This window comes from Pseudomonas sp. Z2-11 (genome assembly GCF_054161305.1).
This window is the reverse complement of record NZ_CP096395.1, coordinates 458,985-478,058: the sequence shown is the minus strand read 5'-3', so window position 1 is coordinate 478,058 and position 19,074 is coordinate 458,985. Positions and strand designations below refer to the sequence as shown.

Sequence of the window (19,074 nt, the reverse complement as noted above, 5' to 3'; positions counted from 1 at the left end):
GCGACCATGAGCTACCTGAGCGACAACTACGTCGAGGAAACCCGCTTCGGTTTCTGGTTCCTGCGCAGCCACACCTGGCAGCACCATGTGCTGCGCGTGGCCATCGACGATCTGCGCAGCCTGTTCAGCACGCCGCCGCCGGCAAATCCGGTGCTGCTGGATGCCGGTTGCGGCCAGGGCAAATCGTTCCGGTATCTGCGCCAGGTGTTCGCGCCGCAACGCCTGATTGGCGTCGACGCCGACCCTCACAGCCTGAATCTGAGCGCCGAGGAAGCGGCTCGCCAGGGCATGGCGGTGGAGCTGATCGGCAGCGACTGCGCGACATTGGCGGTGCCCGATGCCAGCGTCGATTTGCTGTTCTGCCACCAGACCTTCCATCACCTGGTGGAACAGGAAAAAGCCCTCGCCGAGTTCTATCGCGTGCTCAAGCCCGGCGGCTACCTGCTGTTTGCCGAATCCACCAAGGCCTACATCGATACCTGGGTGATCCGCTGGCTGTTCCGCCACCCGATGCAGGTGCAGAAAAGCGCCGCGCAATACCTGGCGATGATCGCCAATCAAGGGTTCCGCTTCGAAGACTGCAACGTCTCCTATCCGTACCTGTGGTGGAGCCGCGCCAGGGACTTCGGCCTGCTGGAACGCTGGGGCCTGCGCCGGCCCAGGCCGTTTGGCGAGCGCGAGGAAACCCTGGTCAATGTGGTGGCCCGCAAGCCGCTCGAAGGGGTCGCCGGATGATCCGTGGACTGCTTGCAGGTTTACTCTTGCTGCTCAGCGCCTGCGCCAGCCAGACACCACTGCCTGAGCGCATGCCGACCCTGGCGCTGCCGCTGCAATTGCACGTCGAACGGCAACTGGACGGCCAGCGCCAGGATTGGCTGCTGGTGATTCAGCGCGAAAGCGCCGGCATCCGCTGGTCGATGATGGATCCGCTGGGCATTCCCGTTGCTCGCCAGCGCCTGGTCGACAGCCAATGGCAAGCGGACGGCCTGCTGCCGCCCAATGCCGAAGCCCGGGAATTGTTCGCCGCCCTGCTGTTTGCCCTGACCCCCGAGACGGAACTGGCCGGCCGTTACCCGACCGCCCGGCAGCAAGACGCTCGACGAACGCTCGATACCCGCTGGCAGGTGCGCTACACGCAACCGCTGGATTTTCAATTGAGCCTGCCGCAGGGGCCGCATTACCGCATTACACCGTTGAGCGAGAGCGCACGATGACCGCTTATTTGAACGCCTTGGGCGTGATTTGCGCCCTGGGTCGAGGCAAACAAAACGTTGCCCGCAACCTGTTTGCCGGCGACTGCGCAGGCGTGCGCGTCGAAGCCGGCTGGGTAGCCGAACGGGCATTGCCGGTGGCTTGCGTAACCGGAGAGCTCGCCGCTATCCCTGAATCCATGGCGGCGCAACGCAGCCGCAACAATCAGCTGCTGCTCGAAGCCGGGTTACAGATTCGTCCCGAGATCGATCAGGCCATCCAGGCTTACGGTCGTGCGCGCATCGGCATCGTGCTGGGGACCAGCACTTCGGGCATCGACGAGGCCAGCCAGGGCATTGCCCACTATCTGCGCGAGCAACGATTCCCCGAAGGTTACGACTACCAGCAGCAGGAACTCAGCGCGCCCGCCAACTTTCTCTCCGACTGGCTTGGCCTGAGCGGCCCGTCCTACGTGATCTCGACCGCTTGCACCTCCAGCGCTCGGGCCCTGATGAGCGCTCGCCGCCTGCTCGACCTGGGGATGTGCGACGCGGTGCTTTGCGGTGGCGTGGACAGCTTGTGCAAGCTGACCCTCAATGGCTTTTCAGCGCTGGAAGCGGTCTCGGGCGAGCGCTGCAACCCGTTCTCGGTGAACCGCAGCGGCATCAACATCGGCGAAGCGGCGGTGCTGTTTCTCATGAGCAGGACCCCGTCGGCTGGGCACTCGATTGCCCTGCTCGGCGACGGCGCCAGTTCCGACGCGCACCACATTTCCGCGCCGGAACCCAGCGGCCGGGGTGCCCGCCAGGCCATGGAAAAAGCCTTGCGCTGCGCCGGCCTGGACGCCAGCCAGATCGACTACCTGAACCTGCATGGCACCGCCACGCAACATAACGACGCCATGGAAAGCCACGCAGTGGCCGGCCTGTTCCCGGCCGGCGTGCCCTGCTCGTCGACCAAGCCGCTAACCGGCCACACCCTCGGCGCGGCGGGCGCATTGGAGGCTGCGTTCTGCTGGTTGGCCCTGTCCGGTGAAAATACCGCACAGGCCCTGCCGCCGCACGTCTGGGACGGCCAGGCCGACCCCGAGTTGCCGGCATTGGACTGGGTAACGTCCGACACCCGCTTGCCCCCGAACCTGCCCCGTCGCCTGATGAGCAACTCGTTTGCTTTCGGCGGCAACAACGTCAGCCTGATTATCGGAGACGCGCAATGATTGACTGGCCGCTCGCCGAACTGCTGCCCCACGCCGGCGACATGATTCTCATCGACCGGATCCTGTCCTTTGATGACGAGCAGATCCACACCCTCGCCACCGTCAGGCCCGGCGGTCTGTTCAACCGCGACGACGGCGCGCTGCCGGCCTGGGTCGGCATCGAGCTGATGGCCCAGAGCGTCGCGGCGTTTGCCGGTTGCCACGCACGTCAACGCGGCGATGCCGTGGAGCTGGGCTTTTTGCTCGGAACCCGCAAGTTCGAATGCAACGTCGAATATTTCCCCCTCGGCACCGAGCTGACCTTGCACGGCATCCGATCGCTGGAAGACGACAACGGCATGGGTGTGTTCGAATGCCACATCCGCGCGCCGGGCATCCATGCCAGCGCACGGTTGAACGTGTTCCGCCCGCCCCACGCCGCGCAGTACCTCAATGAACCGCCCGCAACAGGAAACCAGCCATGACTGAATCCGTACTGGTCACCGGCTCCAGCCGTGGCATCGGCCGCGCCATCGCCCTGCGCCTGGCCCAGGCCGGCCACGACATCGTCTTGCACTGCCGCAGCGGTCGCGCCGAGGCCGAAGCCGTACAGGCGCAAATCCAGGCCTTGGGCCGCAATGCCCGGGTGCTGCAATTCGACGTCTCCGATCGCGCCGTCTGCAAGACCATCCTCGAGGCCGACGTGGAAACCCACGGCGCCTATTACGGCGTGGTGCTCAACGCCGGCCTGACCCGCGACGGCGCGTTCCCCGCCCTGAGCGAGGACGACTGGGACAGCGTGATGCGCACCAATCTCGACGGTTTCTACAACGTGCTCCACCCGGTGATGATGCCGATGATTCGCCGCCGCGCCGCCGGACGAATCGTTTGCATCACATCGGTGTCCGGCCTGATCGGCAACCGTGGCCAGGTCAACTACAGCGCCTCGAAGGCGGGCCTGATTGGCGCGGCCAAGGCGTTGGCAATCGAGCTGGGCAAGCGCAAGATCACCGTCAACTGCGTCGCGCCGGGGTTGATCGACACCGCCATGCTCGATGAAAACGTCCCCGTGGAAGAACTGATGAAAATGATTCCCGCCCAGCGCATGGGTACGCCTGAAGAAGTGGCCAGCGCGGTGAATTTCCTGATGTCCGCCGAAGCCGGCTACATCACCCGGCAAGTCCTGGCCGTCAATGGAGGCCTGTGCTGATGAAGCGCGTCGTCGTCACCGGCATGGCCGGCATCACCTCCCTGGGCAGCGATTGGGAGACTATCGCGACCCACTTCGCCGCCAACCGCAGCGGCATCCGGCGCATGCACGAGTGGGACCGCTTCAGCGAACTGAACACCCGCCTGGCCGGGCCCGTGGACGACTTTCAGGTTCCGGCCCACTGGACCCGCAAGCAACTGCGCAGCATGGGTCGGGTTTCCCGCCTGGCGGTGGGCTCGGCGGAACAGGCCCTGGCCGACGCTGGCCTGCTGGACGACCCGTCGATCAAGGATGGACGCATGGGTGTGTCGTGCGGCTCCTCCACGGGAAGCACCGATGAGATCAAGGCCTTCGGCAACATGCTGCTCAACAGCGTCGCCGAAGGTTTGAACGCCAACTCCTACGTGCGGATGATGCCGCATACCACGGCGGCCAATATCAGCATCTTCTTCGGGCTGACCGGGCGCCTGATTCCCACTTCCAGCGCCTGCACCAGCGGCAGCCATGGCATCGGCTATGCCTACGAGGCGATCAAGTTCGGCCGCCTGCCGTTGATGCTCGCCGGCGGCGCCGAGGAACTGTGCCCGACCGAAGCAATGGTCTTCGATGCGCTCTACGCCACCAGCCTGAAAAACGATGCCCCACAAACCAGCCCGCGACCCTACGACAAGGGCCGCGATGGCCTGGTGATCGGCGAGGGCGCCGGCATGCTGGTGCTCGAAGAACTTGAACACGCCCTGGCCCGTGGCGCGCGGATCCACGCCGAGATCGTCGGCTTCGGCAGCAATGCCGACGGCCAGCACGCCACCCGCCCCGAATTGAGCACCATGCGCCGCGCCATGGAACTGGCCCTGGAAGACGCCGGCCTCGAACCGTCCGCCATTGGCTACGTCAACGGCCACGGCACCGCCACCGAGCAGGGCGACATTGCCGAAACCCTCGCCACCAGCAGCCTGTTTGGCGAACACATGCCCATCAGTTCGCAAAAAAGCTTCCTCGGCCACACCCTGGGCGCCTGCGGAGCCCTGGAATCCTGGTTCAGCATCGAAATGCTGAACCGTGACCGCTACGTGCACACCTTCAACCTCGACGAAGTCGATCCCGAATGCGGCCGTCTCGATTACCTTCGCAACGAGTTTCGCAGCATGAGCAACGAGTACGTGATGAACAACAACTTCGCCTTCGGCGGGGTCAACACCTCGCTGATTTTTCGGCGCTGGCGTTGAAGCAATCGCAGGAACTGGAAAGAAAAAGGGCACCCTTGGGTGCCCTCTAAACAGTCCGGCTCAAGGACAGCCGGGCTACTCGGCTTGGATCAGCTTGCTTTCAGACACCCCGGCGCGACCGGTTTTGTCATCAACAACCTGCAGGTTGTTACGAGCTTTGATGAAGCCCACTTTCACTTCCTGCCAGACGAAATAATTCTTGCCTGGTTCGGTGCTGAGCTTGAGCTCTGAGTCATTTTCCGCAGACGAAACAAGGGTCTGTTGACCAGCCGGCACCGACAGCATCAAGTACGACTTGGCAACAGTCTGCCCGACAGCCTTGCCGTTGAGCGTTACGGGCATTTTTACCCCGGCGCCCATACTCTCGTTGCGATAAACGTAGATGTTCGCTTTGTCAGGGGAAGTCTGGAAGGTTTTCGCCCGCGCGTCTTGGGAATCATCCGCCATTTTTACCGAAGCACACCCTGTGGTCAGCGTGGCAACTGCCAGCAAGGCGGTAAAGGTCAACTGCTTGAACATCCTGTTTCTCCATGGTGGGTTGGTCGAACATGAGCGTATCGGCTGACCTGCAGGAAAACTCAAGCGAAAAGCGCGTTCCGGAGATAAATCATAGCCTCTGCGCCACCGCGGTTCCGCGCGCAGAAGTCAACTCAAGGGATTGCTTGTCAACAGCGCCACAAACGCCTTCGCCATCGGCGAACGCTGGTCCTTGCGCTGGACCAGCCACACTGCCGAGACCGCCGCCGGGTCGAGCAATGACCGGTAGACCACGCCGTCGATACGCATGCGCTGGTAAGACGCCGGCAAGACCGAGACGCCCAGCCCCGCCGCCACCAGGCCGATGATGGTCATGGCTTCGCCCGCTTCCTGGGCGAAGTGCGGGCTGAAACCGGCGTCGCGGGCCAGCGTCAACAGTTGGGCGTAGAGACCGCTGCCGTAGCTGCGGGGGAAAAACACGAACGGTTCCTCGGCCAGCGAAGCGAGAAACAGGCCTTTGTCACTGCCCTGGGCTAACGGGTGCTTGGAGCTGAGCACCGCCACCAAGGGTTCGCGGCTGAGTTCGATTTCGCTCAAGGCGTCGGGAAGCGGCAGCGGACGCATGATGCCCACGTCGATGGCCTCGTCGAGCAACGCATCGGCCACTTGGGTGCTGCTCATTTCCCGCAGGTTCAGGTGGACTGCGGGAAAGCGCTGGCGAAAGGTGAAAATCGCCTGGGGAATGGTGGAATTGAAGGGGGCTGAGGAGGTGAAGCCGATTTTCAGCTCGCCCAATTCCCCCAACTGGGCGCGGCGGGCTACGTCGGCAGCCTTGTCGACCTGGGCCAGGACCCGGCGCGCCTCTTCGAGAAACAGCCGTCCGGCCTCGCTCAGTTCGACGCGACGGTTGGTGCGCTCGAACAGGCGTGCACCAATCTCTTGCTCCAGCGCCTGGATCTGTTGGCTCAGTGGCGGCTGGGAGATCCCAAGCACCAAGGCGGCGCGGCCGAAGTGCAGCTCTTCGGCGACCGCGATGAAGTAACGCAAGTGACGCAGTTCCATGTGTCCTTCCCAGCAAGTCGCAAAACGTCTTAAACAGGTCGAACAATATATTGGATAGAAACATTAGCCGGCTATATGCTTTTTTCATTGCCTGCCAGGCCGTGCTCCCCGAGGTCCATCGTGAAAACCGCTGTCGCTCCACTGGCCCATGAAATTCCGCCGCGCCCTCAGGATGATGCCGCTGCCGAGCTCAAGGACATCTATATCGAAAAAGGCACGCCGTTGTTCATGCGTACGGTGTTGGCCTTGTTCTGCGGCGGTTTTGCAACCTTCGCGCTGTTGTATTGCGTGCAACCGATGATGCCGCTGCTGTCGGCGGAGTTTTCCATCAACGCCGCCCAGAGCAGCTTGATCCTGTCGGTGGCGACCGGCCTGCTTGCCGTCGGCCTGTTGATCACCGGTCCGATTTCCGACCGCATCGGCCGCAAATCAGTGATGGTCGCCGCGCTGTTCGCGGCGGCGCTGTGCACGATCGCCAGTGCGATGATGCCGACTTGGCAAGGCGTGCTGGTCTTGCGCGCCCTGGTGGGGTTGTCGTTAAGCGGATTGGCGGCGGTGGCGATGACCTACCTGAGCGAAGAAATCCATCCCAAGCACATCGGCCTGGCAATGGGGCTTTACATCGCCGGCAACGCCATCGGCGGCATGTGCGGGCGGCTGATCACCGGCGTATTGATCGACTTTGTCAGCTGGCATACCGCGATGCTGGTGATCGGTGGCCTGGCCCTGGTTGCGGCGGCGGTGTTCTGGCGGATCCTTCCCGAATCGCGCAACTTCCGCCCACGCTCGTTGCATCCACGCAGCCTGATGGACGGTTTCACCCTGCACTTTCGCGACGCCGGGCTACCCCTGCTGTTTCTTGAAGCCTTCGTACTGATGGGGGCGTTCGTCACGCTGTTCAACTACATCGGCTACCGCCTGCTGGCCGCGCCTTACCATATGGACCAGGCATTTGTCGGGTTGCTGTCGGTCGTGTACCTGTCCGGCATCTACAGTTCGGCCAAGGTCGGGGCAATGGCTGACAAGCTCGGCCGGCGGAAAATGCTCTGGGCGACCATCGCGTTGATGCTGGCGGGCCTGCTGTTGACGCTGTTTACGCCGCTCTGGCTGGTGATCATCGGCATGCTGGTGTTCACCTTCGGTTTCTTCGGCGCGCACTCGGTGGCCAGCAGCTGGATCGGCCGCCGCGCCCTGAAGGCCAAGGGCCAGGCTTCGTCGTTGTACTTGTTCAGCTATTACGCCGGCTCGAGCATTGCCGGTACGGCGGGCGGGGTCGCGTGGCACCTGGGGGGATGGAACGGAACCGGGTTGTTCATCGGCGCACTGCTCTTGGTGGCATTGCTGGTAGCCGTGAAACTGGCGAAGCTGCCGCCGCTCCCCGGCAACGTCCAAGGCTAGCTTCACTGACGCAATACCACCTGCGCTCACTGAATGAGCACGCCTACAGATTTCTTGAATGTCATCCGCCGTAGCACCCTGCGGCCGGAACACTCATGCCAGACCACTGCGCAAATATGCAATGCGACGAGCAGCGCAAGCGCCAGGCAGGACAGAACGTGGAGGGTCAACGCCAGGTCGTTCAGTCGCTCGTCATCCAGCGGTTGGGGGATCTGGACGAGCCCGAACAGGCTGATCGGCGTTGTCATCATCAGCACGCCGGTGACCAGCACGACGCTGGTGACCAGGTAGATCACTGCATGTACCGCCAGCGCCAGGCTTTTATTCATGGACGATGCCGCAGTCCGGATCTCAAGGTTAGAGAAAAACAACCAGAGTCGCCAGACAAACAACGGAATCAATACTGTTGTCAGTGAGACATTGAGCGATCCAATCCATTGTTTGATAAAGACGGGCACCGGGACATAGGCCACATAAAAACCGGATGCCAGCGTCCACAGAATAATGAAGGCCGATATCCAGTGCAGCAGTACCCGCGGTTTGGAATAGCTCGGAGGGCTTTTCTGCAGGCATTCGGGAAACAAGGGCAACGAAGAGTCAAATCCTGCGATCGCGCTTCCCTTTAAAGTTCTGGTTTTCATAAAGTTTCAGACCACTCGTCAAGAAGAGCGACCATGAAGTCGCTCTTGGAGTCGCGTAGATTGTTCTACGCGTCCTATCACGGGAGGCGAAACCTTACAGAGACGTTGACGTATTCTCTGTAGGAAAAATCTGCACTAGTTGAGGGACTTTCCTTGTTTGAACTTCTTTAGTTAAAAACAGAAATTCGTAAATCTTAAAAATTTTAATAAGAATTAAATACAACCGGCATAAAAAAACCTGCCCGGCACAAGTCCGGACAGGTTTCAGGATGCCGCGACATTACCCGTGATATTGCGCCGACAACTCATGCACCGCCCGCAGGAAAGCCCCGGCGTGTTCCGGGTCGACTTCCGGGGTGATCCCGTGACCGAGATTGAACACGTGCCCGCTGCCCTTGCCGTAACTGGCGAGGATGCGTCCGACTTCGGCACGGATGGCTTCTGGCTTGGCATACAGCACGGTCGGATCCATGTTGCCTTGCAGCGCGACTCTGGCACCGACGCGCTCGCGGGCATTGCCGATGTCACAGGTCCAGTCCAGGCCCAGGGCGTCGGCGCCGGCATCGGCGATGCTTTCCAGCCACAACCCGCCATTCTTGGTGAACAGGATCACCGGGACTTTGCGATCTTCGTGTTCGCGAATCAGGCCGCTGACGATCTTGCGCATGTAGGCCAGGGAAAACTCCTGGTACGCCGCCGCCGACAGGTTGCCGCCCCAGGTGTCGAAGATCTGCACCGCTTGCGCACCGGCCATGATCTGGCCGTTGAGATAGGACGTGACCGACTGCGCCAGCTTGTCCAGCAGCAAATGCATGGCCTCGGGGTTGTCGTAGAGCATGGCCTTGGTCTTGCGGAAGTCTTTCGACGAGCCACCTTCGACCATATAGGTCGCGAGCGTCCATGGGCTGCCGGAGAAACCGATCAGCGGCACGCGGCCGTTCAGTTCGCGGCGAATGGTGCTGACGGCGTCCATGACATAGCCGAGGTCTTTCTGCGGATCGGGAATCGGCAACGCCTCGATGTCGGCCAGGCTGCTGACGACTTTCCTGAAGCGCGGGCCTTCGCCAGTCTCGAAGTACAAGCCCTGGCCCATGGCGTCAGGGATGGTGAGGATGTCGGAGAACAGAATCGCCGCGTCCAGCTGCGGGTAGCGGTCCAGCGGCTGCATCGTGACTTCACAGGCGAACTGGGGGTTCATGCACAGGCTCATGAAGTCGCCGGCCTTGGCGCGGCTGGCGCGGTACTCCGGCAGATAGCGACCGGCCTGGCGCATCATCCACACCGGGGTGACGTCTACAGGTTGCTTGAGCAGGGCGCGAAGGAAACGGTCGTTCTTCAGGGCAGTCATGTCGGCATCCGGAAAAAAAGTGCGGGCATTTTCTCAGAGCGCGACGCAAAAGGCACGGCAAGAGCCGTGCCTTTTATCTATCGGGGCAATTTGTCGCGGTGCCAAGCAATTTTCGCAACACCACAAACACCTGTGGGAGCGAGCTTGCTCGCGATGAGGGCGTCACATTCAACATGTTCGTCGACTGATCCACCGCTATCGCGAGCAAGCTCGCTCCCACATTCTGATCGCATTTCAACTATGGAAAGTGATCAGACCTGCAAGTAATCCAGAATCCCTTCCGCCGCATTGCGGCCTTCGAAGATCGCCGTCACCACCAGGTCCGAACCGCGGACCATGTCGCCACCGGCGAAGATCTTCGGATTGCTGGTCTGGTGCTTGTACTGGCCTTGTTCCGGGGCAACAACGCGGCCCTGGCTGTCGGTCTGGATGCTGAACTGCTCGAACCACGGCGCCGGGCTTGGACGGAAACCGAAGGCGATGACCACGGCGTCGGCCGGGATGATCTCTTCGGAACCGGGGATCGGCTCGGGGCTGCGGCGGCCACGGGCATCCGGTTCGCCAAGACGGGTCTCGACCACCTTCACGCCTTCGACCTTGTCTTCCCCGACAATCGCAATCGGCTGGCGGTTGTAGAGGAATTTCACGCCCTCTTCCTTGGCGTTCTTTACCTCTTTGCGCGAGCCAGGCATGTTCGCTTCGTCACGACGATAGGCGCAGGTCACCGACTTGGCGCCCTGGCGAATCGAGGTGCGGTTGCAGTCCATCGCCGTGTCGCCACCACCGAGTACCACGACTTTCTTGCCTTTCATGTCGACGAAATCTTCCGGCGACTTTTCAAAGCCCAGGTTGCGGTTGACGTTGGCGATCAGGAAGTCCAGCGCGTCGTAGACGCCCGGCAGGTCCTCGCCGGCAAAGCCGCCCTTCATGTAGGTGTAGGTGCCCATGCCCATGAAGACCGCGTCGTATTCCTCAAGCAGTTGCTCCATGGTGACGTCCTTGCCCACCTCGGTGTTCAGGCGGAACTCGATGCCCATGCCGGTGAAGACTTCGCGACGATTGCTCAACACGCTCTTTTCGAGCTTGAACTCGGGAATGCCGAAGGTCAGCAGCCCACCGATCTCCGGGTTCTTGTCGAACACCACCGGGGTCACGCCACCGCGCACCAATACGTCGGCACAGCCCAGGCCCGCCGGACCGGCGCCGATGATCGCGACACGCTTGCCGGTCGGCTTGACCTTGGACATGTCCGGGCGCCAGCCCATGGCGAATGCGGTGTCGGTGATGTACTTCTCCACCGAACCGATGGTCACCGCGCCAAAACCGTCGTTGAGGGTGCAGGCACCCTCGCACAGGCGATCCTGCGGGCACACCCGGCCGCAGACTTCCGGCAAGGTGTTGGTCTGGTGGGACAGTTCGGCGGCCTGGAGGATGTTGCCCTCGGCCACCAGCTTCAGCCAGTTGGGAATGAAGTTGTGCACCGGGCACTTCCATTCGCAGTACGGGTTACCGCAACCCAGGCAGCGGTGGGCCTGGTCGGCCGACTGCTGGGGTTTGAAGGGCTCGTAGATTTCCACGAACTCTTTCTTGCGTTGACGCAACAGTTTCTTCTTCGGATCCTTGCGCCCGACATCGATGAACTGGAAGTCGTTATTCAGACGTTCAGCCATTGTTAAAACCTCATCAAACTCTTCAGGCGCATATCACTGCGGGTTGGCACGGGTGCTGGAAAGCAACGACTTCAGGTTGGCCGCTTTCGGCTTGACCAGCCAGAAACGACGTACGTAGTCATCGAGGTTCTCGGCGAGTTCACGACCCCACTCACTGTCGGTTTCCTCGACGTATTCGTTCAGCACGCGTTGCAGGTGGCTGCGGTAGGCTTCCATCGCCTCGCCGCTGATCCGCTGGATTTCCACCAGTTCGTGGTTGACCCGGTCGACGAAGCTGTTGTCCTGGTCGAGCACATAGGCGAAACCGCCGGTCATGCCTGAGCCGAAGTTGTAACCGGTCTTGCCCAGTACGCAGACGAAACCACCGGTCATGTACTCGCAGCAGTGATCGCCGGTGCCTTCCACCACGGTGTGGGCGCCGGAGTTACGTACGGCGAAACGCTCACCCGCGGTGCCGGCGGCGAACAGCTTGCCGCCCGTGGCGCCGTAGAGGCAGGTGTTGCCGATGATCGCACTGTCCTGGGTCCGGTAGACACTGCCCTTGGGCGGAACGATGACCAGTTTGCCGCCGGTCATGCCCTTGCCCACGTAGTCGTTTGCGTCACCTTCCAGGTACATGTTCAGGCCACCGGCGTTCCAGACGCCGAAGCTTTGCCCGGCCGTGCCCTTGAAGCGGAACGTGATCGGCGCGTGAGCCATGCCCTGGTTGCCGTGCTTGCGGGCGATCTCGCCGGAAATCCGCGCGCCGATGGAGCGGTCGCAGTTGCAGATATTCAGCTCGAACTGAGCACCGCTCAGGTCATTGATCGCCGAAGCGGCCATGTCGACCATCTTCTCGGCCAGCTCGCCCTTGTCGAACGGCGGGTTGCGATCGACCTGGCAGAATTGTGGCTTGTCCGCCGGGATCAGGTCGCTGCCCAGCAAAGGGGTCAGGTCCAGGTGATGCTGCTTGGCGGTCTGGCCTTCGAGCACTTCGAGCAGATCGGTGCGGCCGATCAGCTCTTCCAGCGAGCGCACGCCCAGCTTGGCCAGCCACTCACGGGTCTCTTCGGCCACGTAGGTGAAGAAATTCACCACCATGTCGACGGTGCCGATGTAGTGATCCTTGCGCAACTTCTCGTTCTGGGTCGCCACGCCCGTGGCGCAGTTGTTCAGATGGCAGATGCGCAGGTATTTGCAGCCCAGGGCGATCATCGGCGCGGTACCGAAGCCGAAGCTCTCGGCACCGAGAATGGCGGCCTTGATCACGTCGAGGCCGGTCTTCAGGCCCCCGTCGGTCTGCACCCGCACCTTGCCGCGCAGGTCGTTGCCGCGCAGGGTCTGGTGGGTTTCGGCCAGGCCCAGTTCCCACGGCGCGCCAGCGTACTTGATCGAGGTCAGCGGCGAGGCACCGGTGCCGCCGTCGTAGCCGGAGATCGTGATCAGGTCGGCATAGGCTTTCGCCACGCCGGCGGCAATCGTGCCGACGCCGGCTTCCGCCACCAGTTTCACCGAGACCAGGGCCTTCGGGTTCACCTGCTTGAGGTCGAAGATCAGTTGCGACAAGTCTTCGATCGAGTAGATGTCATGGTGCGGCGGTGGCGAAATCAGCGTCACGCCGGGGACCGCATAGCGCAGCTTGGCGATCAGGCCATTGACCTTGCCGCCAGGCAGCTGGCCGCCTTCGCCGGGCTTGGCGCCCTGGGCAACCTTGATCTGCAGCACTTCAGCGTTGACCAGATACTCCGGCGTCACACCGAAGCGGCCGGTGGCCACCTGCTTGATTTTCGAACTCTTGATGGTGCCGTAGCGCGCCGGGTCTTCGCCGCCTTCGCCGGAGTTCGAACGCGCACCGAGGCGGTTCATGGCTTCGGCCAGGGCTTCGTGGGCTTCCGGAGACAAGGCGCCCAAGGAGATGCCGGCGGAGTCGAAACGCTTGAGTACCGACTCCAGCGGCTCCACTTCGCTGATATCCAGCGGCGTGTCGAGGGTCTTGACCTTGAGCAGGTCGCGGATCATCGACACCGGGCGGTTATCCACCAGCGCCGTGTACTCCTTGAACTTGCCGTAGTCGCCCTGTTGCACGGCGGCTTGCAGGGTGTTGACCACGTCCGGGTTGTAGGCGTGGTATTCGCCACCGTGGACGAACTTCAGCAGACCGCCCTGCTGGATCGGCTTGCGCGGGCTCCAGGCTTCGGCGGCCAGGGCTTTCTGCTCGGCTTCGATGTCGACGAAACGGGCGCCCTTGATGCGGCTCGGGACACCACGGAAGCTCAGCTCGCAGACTTCTTCGGACAGGCCGATAGCCTCGAACAACTGCGCGCCACGGTACGAGGCGATAGTCGAGATACCCATCTTCGAGAGGATCTTGAGCAGACCCTTGGTGATGCCTTTGCGGTAGTTCTTGAACACCTCATAGAGGTCGCCCAGCACTTCACCGGTACGGATCAGGTCGCCCAGCACTTCGTAGGCCAGGAACGGGTACACCGCCGAGGCGCCAAAGCCGATCAGCACCGCAAAGTGATGCGGGTCGCGAGCCGTGGCGGTTTCCACGAGGATGTTGGAATCGCAGCGCAGGCCTTTTTCGGTCAGGCGATGGTGCACCGCACCGGTGGCCAGCGAGGCGTGGATCGGCAGCTTGCCGGGCGCGATATGACGGTCGGTCAGAACGATCTGGGTACGTCCGGCACGCGCGGCTTCTTCGGCCTGATCGGCAACGTTGCGGATCGCCGCTTCCAGGCCGACGCTTTCGTCGTAGTTCAGGTCGATGACCTGGCGTTCGAAGCCGGGACGATCAAGGTTGGTCAGCGAGCGCCACTTGGCCGGAGAAATGACCGGCGAGCTGAGGATCACCCGCGAAGCGTGTTCCGGCGACTCCTGGAAAATGTTGCGCTCGGCACCGAGGCAGATTTCCAGGGACATCACGATCGCTTCGCGCAGCGGGTCGATCGGCGGGTTGGTTACCTGGGCGAACTGCTGGCGGAAATAGTCATATGGCGTGCGCACGCGCTGGGACAGCACGGCCATCGGCGTGTCATCGCCCATGGAGCCGACCGCTTCGTAGCCCTGCTCGCCCAGCGGACGCAACACCTGGTCACGCTCTTCGAACGTCACCTGGTACATCTTCATGTACTGCTTGAGCTGGTCGACGTCGTAGAAAGCCGAGCCGTGGTCGTTGTCTTCCATGGTCGCCTGGATGCGCAAGGCATTCTTGCGCAGCCACTGCTTGTAGGGATGACGGGACTTCAGACGGTTGTCGATCGCGTCGGTGTCGAGGATCTGCCCGGTCTCGGTGTCCACGGCAAAAATCTGCCCAGGGCCCACGCGGCCTTTGGCGATGACGTCTTCGGGCTGGTAGTTCCACACGCCGATTTCCGACGCCAGGGTGATGAAACCATTGGTGGTGGTGACCCAGCGCGCCGGACGCAGACCGTTACGGTCGAGCAGGCATACCGCGTAGCGACCGTCGGTCATGACGATACCGGCCGGGCCGTCCCACGGCTCCATGTGCATGGAGTTGTATTCGTAGAAGGCGCGCAGGTCCGGGTCCATGGTTTCGACGTTCTGCCAGGCTGGCGGAACAAGCATGCGCACGCCACGGAACAGGTCGATGCCGCCGGTCACCATCAGTTCGAGCATGTTGTCCATGCTCGAGGAGTCAGAACCCACACGGTTGACCAGCGGGCCGAGCTCTTCGAGGTCCGGCATCAGGTCATTGGCGAACTTGGTGCGACGGGCCAGGGCCCAGTTGCGGTTGCCGGTGATGGTGTTGATCTCGCCGTTGTGCGCGAGGAAACGGAAGGGCTGGGCCAGCGGCCATTTCGGCAGGGTGTTGGTGGAGAAGCGCTGGTGGAATACGCAGATCGCGGTTTTCAGGCGCTCATCGCTCAGGTCCGGATAAAAGGCGGTGAGGTCCGCCGGCATCATCAGGCCTTTGTAAATGATGGTCTTGTGGGAAAAGCTGCAGATGTAGTGGTCGGTATCAGCGGCGTTGGCCACGGACGAACGACGACGGGAGCTGAACAGCTTGATCGACATTTCCTGGTCGCTCAAACCTTCACCGGCAATGAACACTTGCTCGATCAGCGGCAGGCGCTCAAGGGCCAGGCGGCCGAGGACGCTGGTGTCGATCGGCACTTTGCGCCAGCCGACCAGTTGCAGGCCGGCGGCGAGGATCTCCCGGTTCATGTTCTCGCGAGCGGCTTGTGCCTTTACCGGGTCCTGGTTGAAAAACACCATGCCCACGGCGTACTGCTTGGGCAGGGTCACGCCAAACGTTTCCTGGGCGATGGCGCGCAGGAACTCGTCAGGCTTTTGAATCAGCAAGCCACAGCCGTCGCCGGTCTTGCCGTCGGCGTTGATCCCACCACGGTGGGTCATGCAGGTCAGGGCCTCAATGGCCGTTTGCAAAAGGGTATGACTGGGCTCGCCCTGCATATGGGCTATCAGGCCGAAACCGCAGTTATCCTTGAATTCATCTGGTTGGTACAGACCTGCTTTCATAGACACTTTCTCACCAGGCTGCCTCTTATCGAGGCAAATTTCTTTTCAATTCAGCCAGTTGCGTGCCGCGCCGAACGTACGCCAGCTTTGCGGGGGCAAAAGGGAGGTCATTGTACACACCGACACAGAGGCTCACAAATTTGACGACGAACTGTCGCAAATCCATGTCGCATTTGTGAAAGGTTTAAAGCTATATGCTGTGCTAGTCAAAACTTTTTTGGGTTCGACCGCTACGACTCAAACGCTACTGTGACGCAGACACCACAAGGCGCGCGGCCTGAAAGGTCGCCCGCCCTTGCGGAAATTTTGAGGTTGCCGGGAGAGGCGGCCTGGGTAAGGCCGCCGAATCATCAGCGAGTTGCTGCCAGTTCCTGTTGGACGCTGGCGACAGTGCGAGGCCAAGGTTTACCAGCCTGAACCTTCGCTGGCAAGGCCTTGATGGCGGAAACGGCTGCGTCACGATTGGCAAAGCTGCCGTAGGTGATGACATAAAGCGGCTTGCCGTTGAGCACTTTCTTGAAATAACGGTACTCGCCGCCCTGCTCCTTGACGAAGTTCTGCGCAGTGGCTTCGGAACTGGTGCCGAGGATCTGCACCACGTAGTTGCCCGGTGCCTGACCTGCGTACCAGCTACCGCCCGTGGCTTTGGCCGGGGTGGCGGCAGGCTTGGCCGCAGGCGCCGGTGCTGGCTTGGCCGCTGGGGCGGCCGGGGTCGGGGCCGGCTTGGCGGTGGCGACCTGGGTAGGCGCAGGGGTCGGTTTGGCAGCCGGGGCAGGTGTCGGCGTCGGTGCCGGACCGGCTGGCACGCCCGCGGGTGGTGCGGTGGTGGTCACGGTTGGCGGCACGTCGCTGCTGTCATCGATCGGCGGCGGCGCGCCATCGTCGCCTTCGGTGATACCCCCCGCGGCCTCAGCCAGGGGACCACGCATGACCGGTTGTGACTGGCCGACCAGCGGCAGCGGCATCGGCTGGGTATTGCCGGCAAACTCCACCGCCGGCGCACCACCGTTGGGTTGCGGCGTGCCCTGACCGAGAGGCAGCTGTGCCTGTTCGTTGGCAGGTGCGCCGGTGGTCGGTGCCTTGTTGCGACCTGGCATCAGCCAGGCGGCGGCCACCGCAACCACGACAACGGCGGAAATCGCCAATACGTGTTTCTTCGGCATGTTGAACCCCATACTTGGACGCTTCACCGCTGAGCGGCTGGCGATCATGATTTCGATCAGAGCATCTCGGGCCACCTGGTTGATGTTGCCAGGCCAGCCGTCCGAGCTTTCGTGAATCTCAGAGATCTGATCCGCGGTGAAAAGTTCGATACCCCGGCCAGCCCCCTCCAGCCGCTGGGCCAGGTATTCACGGGTTTCTTCCTCGGTGTAGGGCGCGAGTTCGATAACGTGGAAACGCTCTTCCTCGAGCTCCAACTGGTCCAGCTCCGCGATCAGCGACGACTCACCAAACAGGAACACATGAGGACGGCCTTCCGGCGCACCGGCAGCCAGGGCCAGCAGCGCCTCCAGGGCCGATTCGTCGAGTTGTTCGGCATCGTCCACCAGCAGGTAGACTTCCTGTCCGGTGAGCGCCAATTGTACGATCTGGTCGAGAATCGCGCCGATTTCCGCCTGGGCGACATTCAGAGCCTGGGCCACCTGGCGCAGCACACCCGCGGCATCACCCGCACCACGGGCCGATACCACCACGCTTTGCACCGACTGCTTGTTGGTACTGGCCACCAGGGCCTGGCGCAGCAAGGTCTTGCCACTGCCCTGGGGACCGGTGACCACCAGCAGCAATTGGCTGTAGCGGGCCAGATGGTGCAACTGGCCCAGCACTGGCTTGCGTTGGGCAGGGAAAAACTTGAAGCCCGGGACCCGTGGAGCGAAAGGATCATGACTCAATTGGAAATGGCCGAGGAACGCCTCGTCGGCATGCAGACTAGTCATCGGAATCTTATTAACCTTTAAGCTGAGCCAGGGCGCGGTAATCCGCTCCCAGCGTGGCCTGTAGAACCTCTTTCGGATAATCGTCGGTCACTACCGCTTCGCCCATGCGGCGCAGCAGCACCAGACGCAGACGACCGTCGATCACTTTTTTGTCGATTGCCATGTGTTCAAGAAAATCCGCTTCGGTCATTTCTTCCGGCGGAACCACCGGCAACCCGGCACGTTGAAACAGGCGAATACCACGATCGCGTTCCTGCTGGCTGATCCAACCCAGGCGCGCGGACATTTCCAGGGCCATGACCGTCCCTGCGGCAACGGCCTCACCGTGCAGCCAGACGCCATAGCCCATATGGGTCTCGATGGCATGACCGAAGGTATGGCCGAGGTTGAGCGTGGCACGCACACCCGATTCGCGCTCATCGGCGCCGACCACGGCAGCCTTGGCTGCGCAAGAGCGCTCGATCGCGTAAGTCAGGGCCTGCTGATCCAGCGCACGCAGGCGGTCGACGTTTTCTTCGAGCCAGCCGAGGAACGGCTCGTCGCAGATCAGCCCGTACTTGATCACTTCAGCCAGGCCTGCGGACAGTTCACGGGCCGGCAACGTCTTGAGGGAGGCGGTGTCGATGAGCACCACGTTGGGCTGATAGAACGCGCCCACCATGTTCTTGCCCAGCGGATGGTTGATGCCGGTCTTTCCGCCCACGGACGAATCGACCTGCGATAGCAGCGTGGTAGGAATCTGGATGAAATCCACACCGCGTTGATAGCACGCCGCAGCGAACCCGGCCATGTCGCCGATCACGCCGCCGCCCAGGGCGACCACCGTGGTGCGGCGATCATGCCGCGCGGTCAGCAGGCCGTCGAAGATCAATTGCAGGGTTTCCCAGTTCTTGAATGCTTCGCCGTCGGGCAGTACGACGGAAATGACGGAAAAAGCCGACAGGCTGCGAGTCAGGCGTTCCAGGTACAAAGGAGCGACGGTTTCGTTGGTGATGATCGCGACTTGCCGTCCGGCGATATGCGGCGCCAGCAGTTCGGGCTGGTCGAGCAAGCCTTCGCCAATATGAATCGGGTAGCTGCGCTCGCCCAGGTCGACCTTAAGTGTCTGCATGTGTCCCCACAGTGAAGATGAAATCAGGCATCCCTACCTGCAATTAACGAAGTCCACGGTGCCTCAGTTAATGGCCATCCGCCACAACCCAGTCGAGCCAAAACGGGACGTCGAGGATAGCGCATT

Annotated in this window: 15 protein-coding genes; 7 read left to right on the top strand and 8 right to left on the bottom strand. The window is 62.0% G+C overall.

Features of this window, described 5'->3' with window-relative positions; translation table 11 throughout:
* Nucleotides 1-6 precede the first annotated feature (6 nt).
* From M1E16_RS02060 to M1E16_RS02035, 6 genes are read left to right on the top strand one after another with little or no spacing between them, the layout of a single operon-like run.
* The gene (locus tag M1E16_RS02060) at nt 7-735 is read left to right on the top strand and encodes a class I SAM-dependent methyltransferase (RefSeq protein WP_458129072.1); all 729 of its coding nucleotides are present in this window, start codon (nt 7-9) and stop codon (nt 733-735) included.
* Entirely contained in the window at nt 732-1,214 is a 483-nt protein-coding gene (locus M1E16_RS02055; RefSeq protein WP_458129071.1) for a DUF3261 domain-containing protein, read from the top strand. The genes M1E16_RS02060 and M1E16_RS02055 overlap by 4 nt, the downstream gene beginning before the upstream one ends.
* Nucleotides 1,211-2,407, top strand: a complete 1,197-nt coding sequence (locus M1E16_RS02050; RefSeq protein WP_458129070.1) for a beta-ketoacyl-[acyl-carrier-protein] synthase family protein — start codon at nt 1,211-1,213, stop codon at nt 2,405-2,407. Before M1E16_RS02055 ends, M1E16_RS02050 begins: the two co-directional genes overlap by 4 nt.
* Nucleotides 2,404-2,871 (top strand): hotdog family protein, encoded by a 468-nt coding sequence (locus tag M1E16_RS02045; protein ID WP_458129069.1) that lies wholly within the window; start codon nt 2,404-2,406, stop codon nt 2,869-2,871. The genes M1E16_RS02050 and M1E16_RS02045 overlap by 4 nt, the downstream gene beginning before the upstream one ends.
* Nucleotides 2,868-3,596 carry a 3-oxoacyl-ACP reductase FabG gene (gene fabG / locus M1E16_RS02040; RefSeq protein WP_458129068.1) on the top strand — a complete coding sequence of 243 codons (729 nt, stop codon included), beginning with the start codon at nt 2,868-2,870 and terminating at the stop codon, nt 3,594-3,596. Before M1E16_RS02045 ends, fabG begins: the two co-directional genes overlap by 4 nt.
* Entirely contained in the window at nt 3,596-4,822 is a 1,227-nt protein-coding gene (locus tag M1E16_RS02035) for a beta-ketoacyl-ACP synthase (protein ID WP_434699324.1), read from the top strand. Before fabG ends, M1E16_RS02035 begins: the two co-directional genes overlap by 1 nt.
* Nucleotides 4,823-4,897: 75 nt before the next feature.
* On the opposite strand, the gene M1E16_RS02030 is transcribed toward M1E16_RS02035, so the two are convergent.
* Nucleotides 4,898-5,341, bottom strand: a complete 444-nt coding sequence (locus M1E16_RS02030) for a DUF2846 domain-containing protein (RefSeq protein WP_434626450.1) — start codon at nt 5,339-5,341, stop codon at nt 4,898-4,900.
* Between the two features lie 126 nt (nt 5,342-5,467).
* The gene (locus M1E16_RS02025) at nt 5,468-6,361 is read right to left on the bottom strand and encodes a LysR family transcriptional regulator (RefSeq protein WP_434602589.1); all 894 of its coding nucleotides are present in this window, start codon (nt 6,359-6,361) and stop codon (nt 5,468-5,470) included.
* 141 nt (nt 6,362-6,502) lie between these two features.
* Between M1E16_RS02025 and M1E16_RS02020 the strand changes: the two genes are divergently transcribed.
* Nucleotides 6,503-7,759: an MFS transporter gene (locus M1E16_RS02020; protein WP_458130276.1), complete on the top strand. Its 1,257-nt coding sequence runs from the start codon at nt 6,503-6,505 to the stop codon at nt 7,757-7,759.
* Nucleotides 7,760-7,785: 26 nt separating this feature from the next.
* Here the strand turns inward: M1E16_RS02020 and M1E16_RS02015 are convergent, their stop codons facing one another.
* The 6 genes from M1E16_RS02015 to aroB all read right to left on the bottom strand — a co-directional run bounded on the left by M1E16_RS02015 (nt 7,786) and on the right by aroB (nt 18,948).
* Nucleotides 7,786-8,400 carry a cytochrome b gene (locus tag M1E16_RS02015; RefSeq protein ID WP_458129067.1) on the bottom strand — a complete coding sequence of 205 codons (615 nt, stop codon included), beginning with the start codon at nt 8,398-8,400 and terminating at the stop codon, nt 7,786-7,788.
* Nucleotides 8,401-8,680: 280 nt separating this feature from the next.
* On the bottom strand, nt 8,681-9,748 hold the full coding sequence (hemE, locus tag M1E16_RS02010) for a uroporphyrinogen decarboxylase (RefSeq protein WP_458129066.1): 1,068 nt from the start codon (nt 9,746-9,748) through the stop codon (nt 8,681-8,683).
* A 251-nt stretch (nt 9,749-9,999) separates the two neighbouring features.
* The gene (locus M1E16_RS02005) at nt 10,000-11,418 is read right to left on the bottom strand and encodes an FAD-dependent oxidoreductase (protein ID WP_305497346.1); all 1,419 of its coding nucleotides are present in this window, start codon (nt 11,416-11,418) and stop codon (nt 10,000-10,002) included.
* Nucleotides 11,419-11,451: 33 nt separating this feature from the next.
* Entirely contained in the window at nt 11,452-15,900 is a 4,449-nt protein-coding gene (gltB, locus tag M1E16_RS02000; protein ID WP_434570147.1) for a glutamate synthase large subunit, read from the bottom strand.
* 350 nt (nt 15,901-16,250) lie between these two features.
* Nucleotides 16,251-17,837, bottom strand: a complete 1,587-nt coding sequence (locus M1E16_RS01995) for an AAA family ATPase (protein ID WP_458129065.1) — start codon at nt 17,835-17,837, stop codon at nt 16,251-16,253.
* Between the two features lie 10 nt (nt 17,838-17,847).
* Nucleotides 17,848-18,948 carry a 3-dehydroquinate synthase gene (gene aroB / locus M1E16_RS01990; RefSeq protein ID WP_305497349.1) on the bottom strand — a complete coding sequence of 367 codons (1,101 nt, stop codon included), beginning with the start codon at nt 18,946-18,948 and terminating at the stop codon, nt 17,848-17,850.
* Between the last annotated feature and the right edge of the window lie 126 nt (nt 18,949-19,074).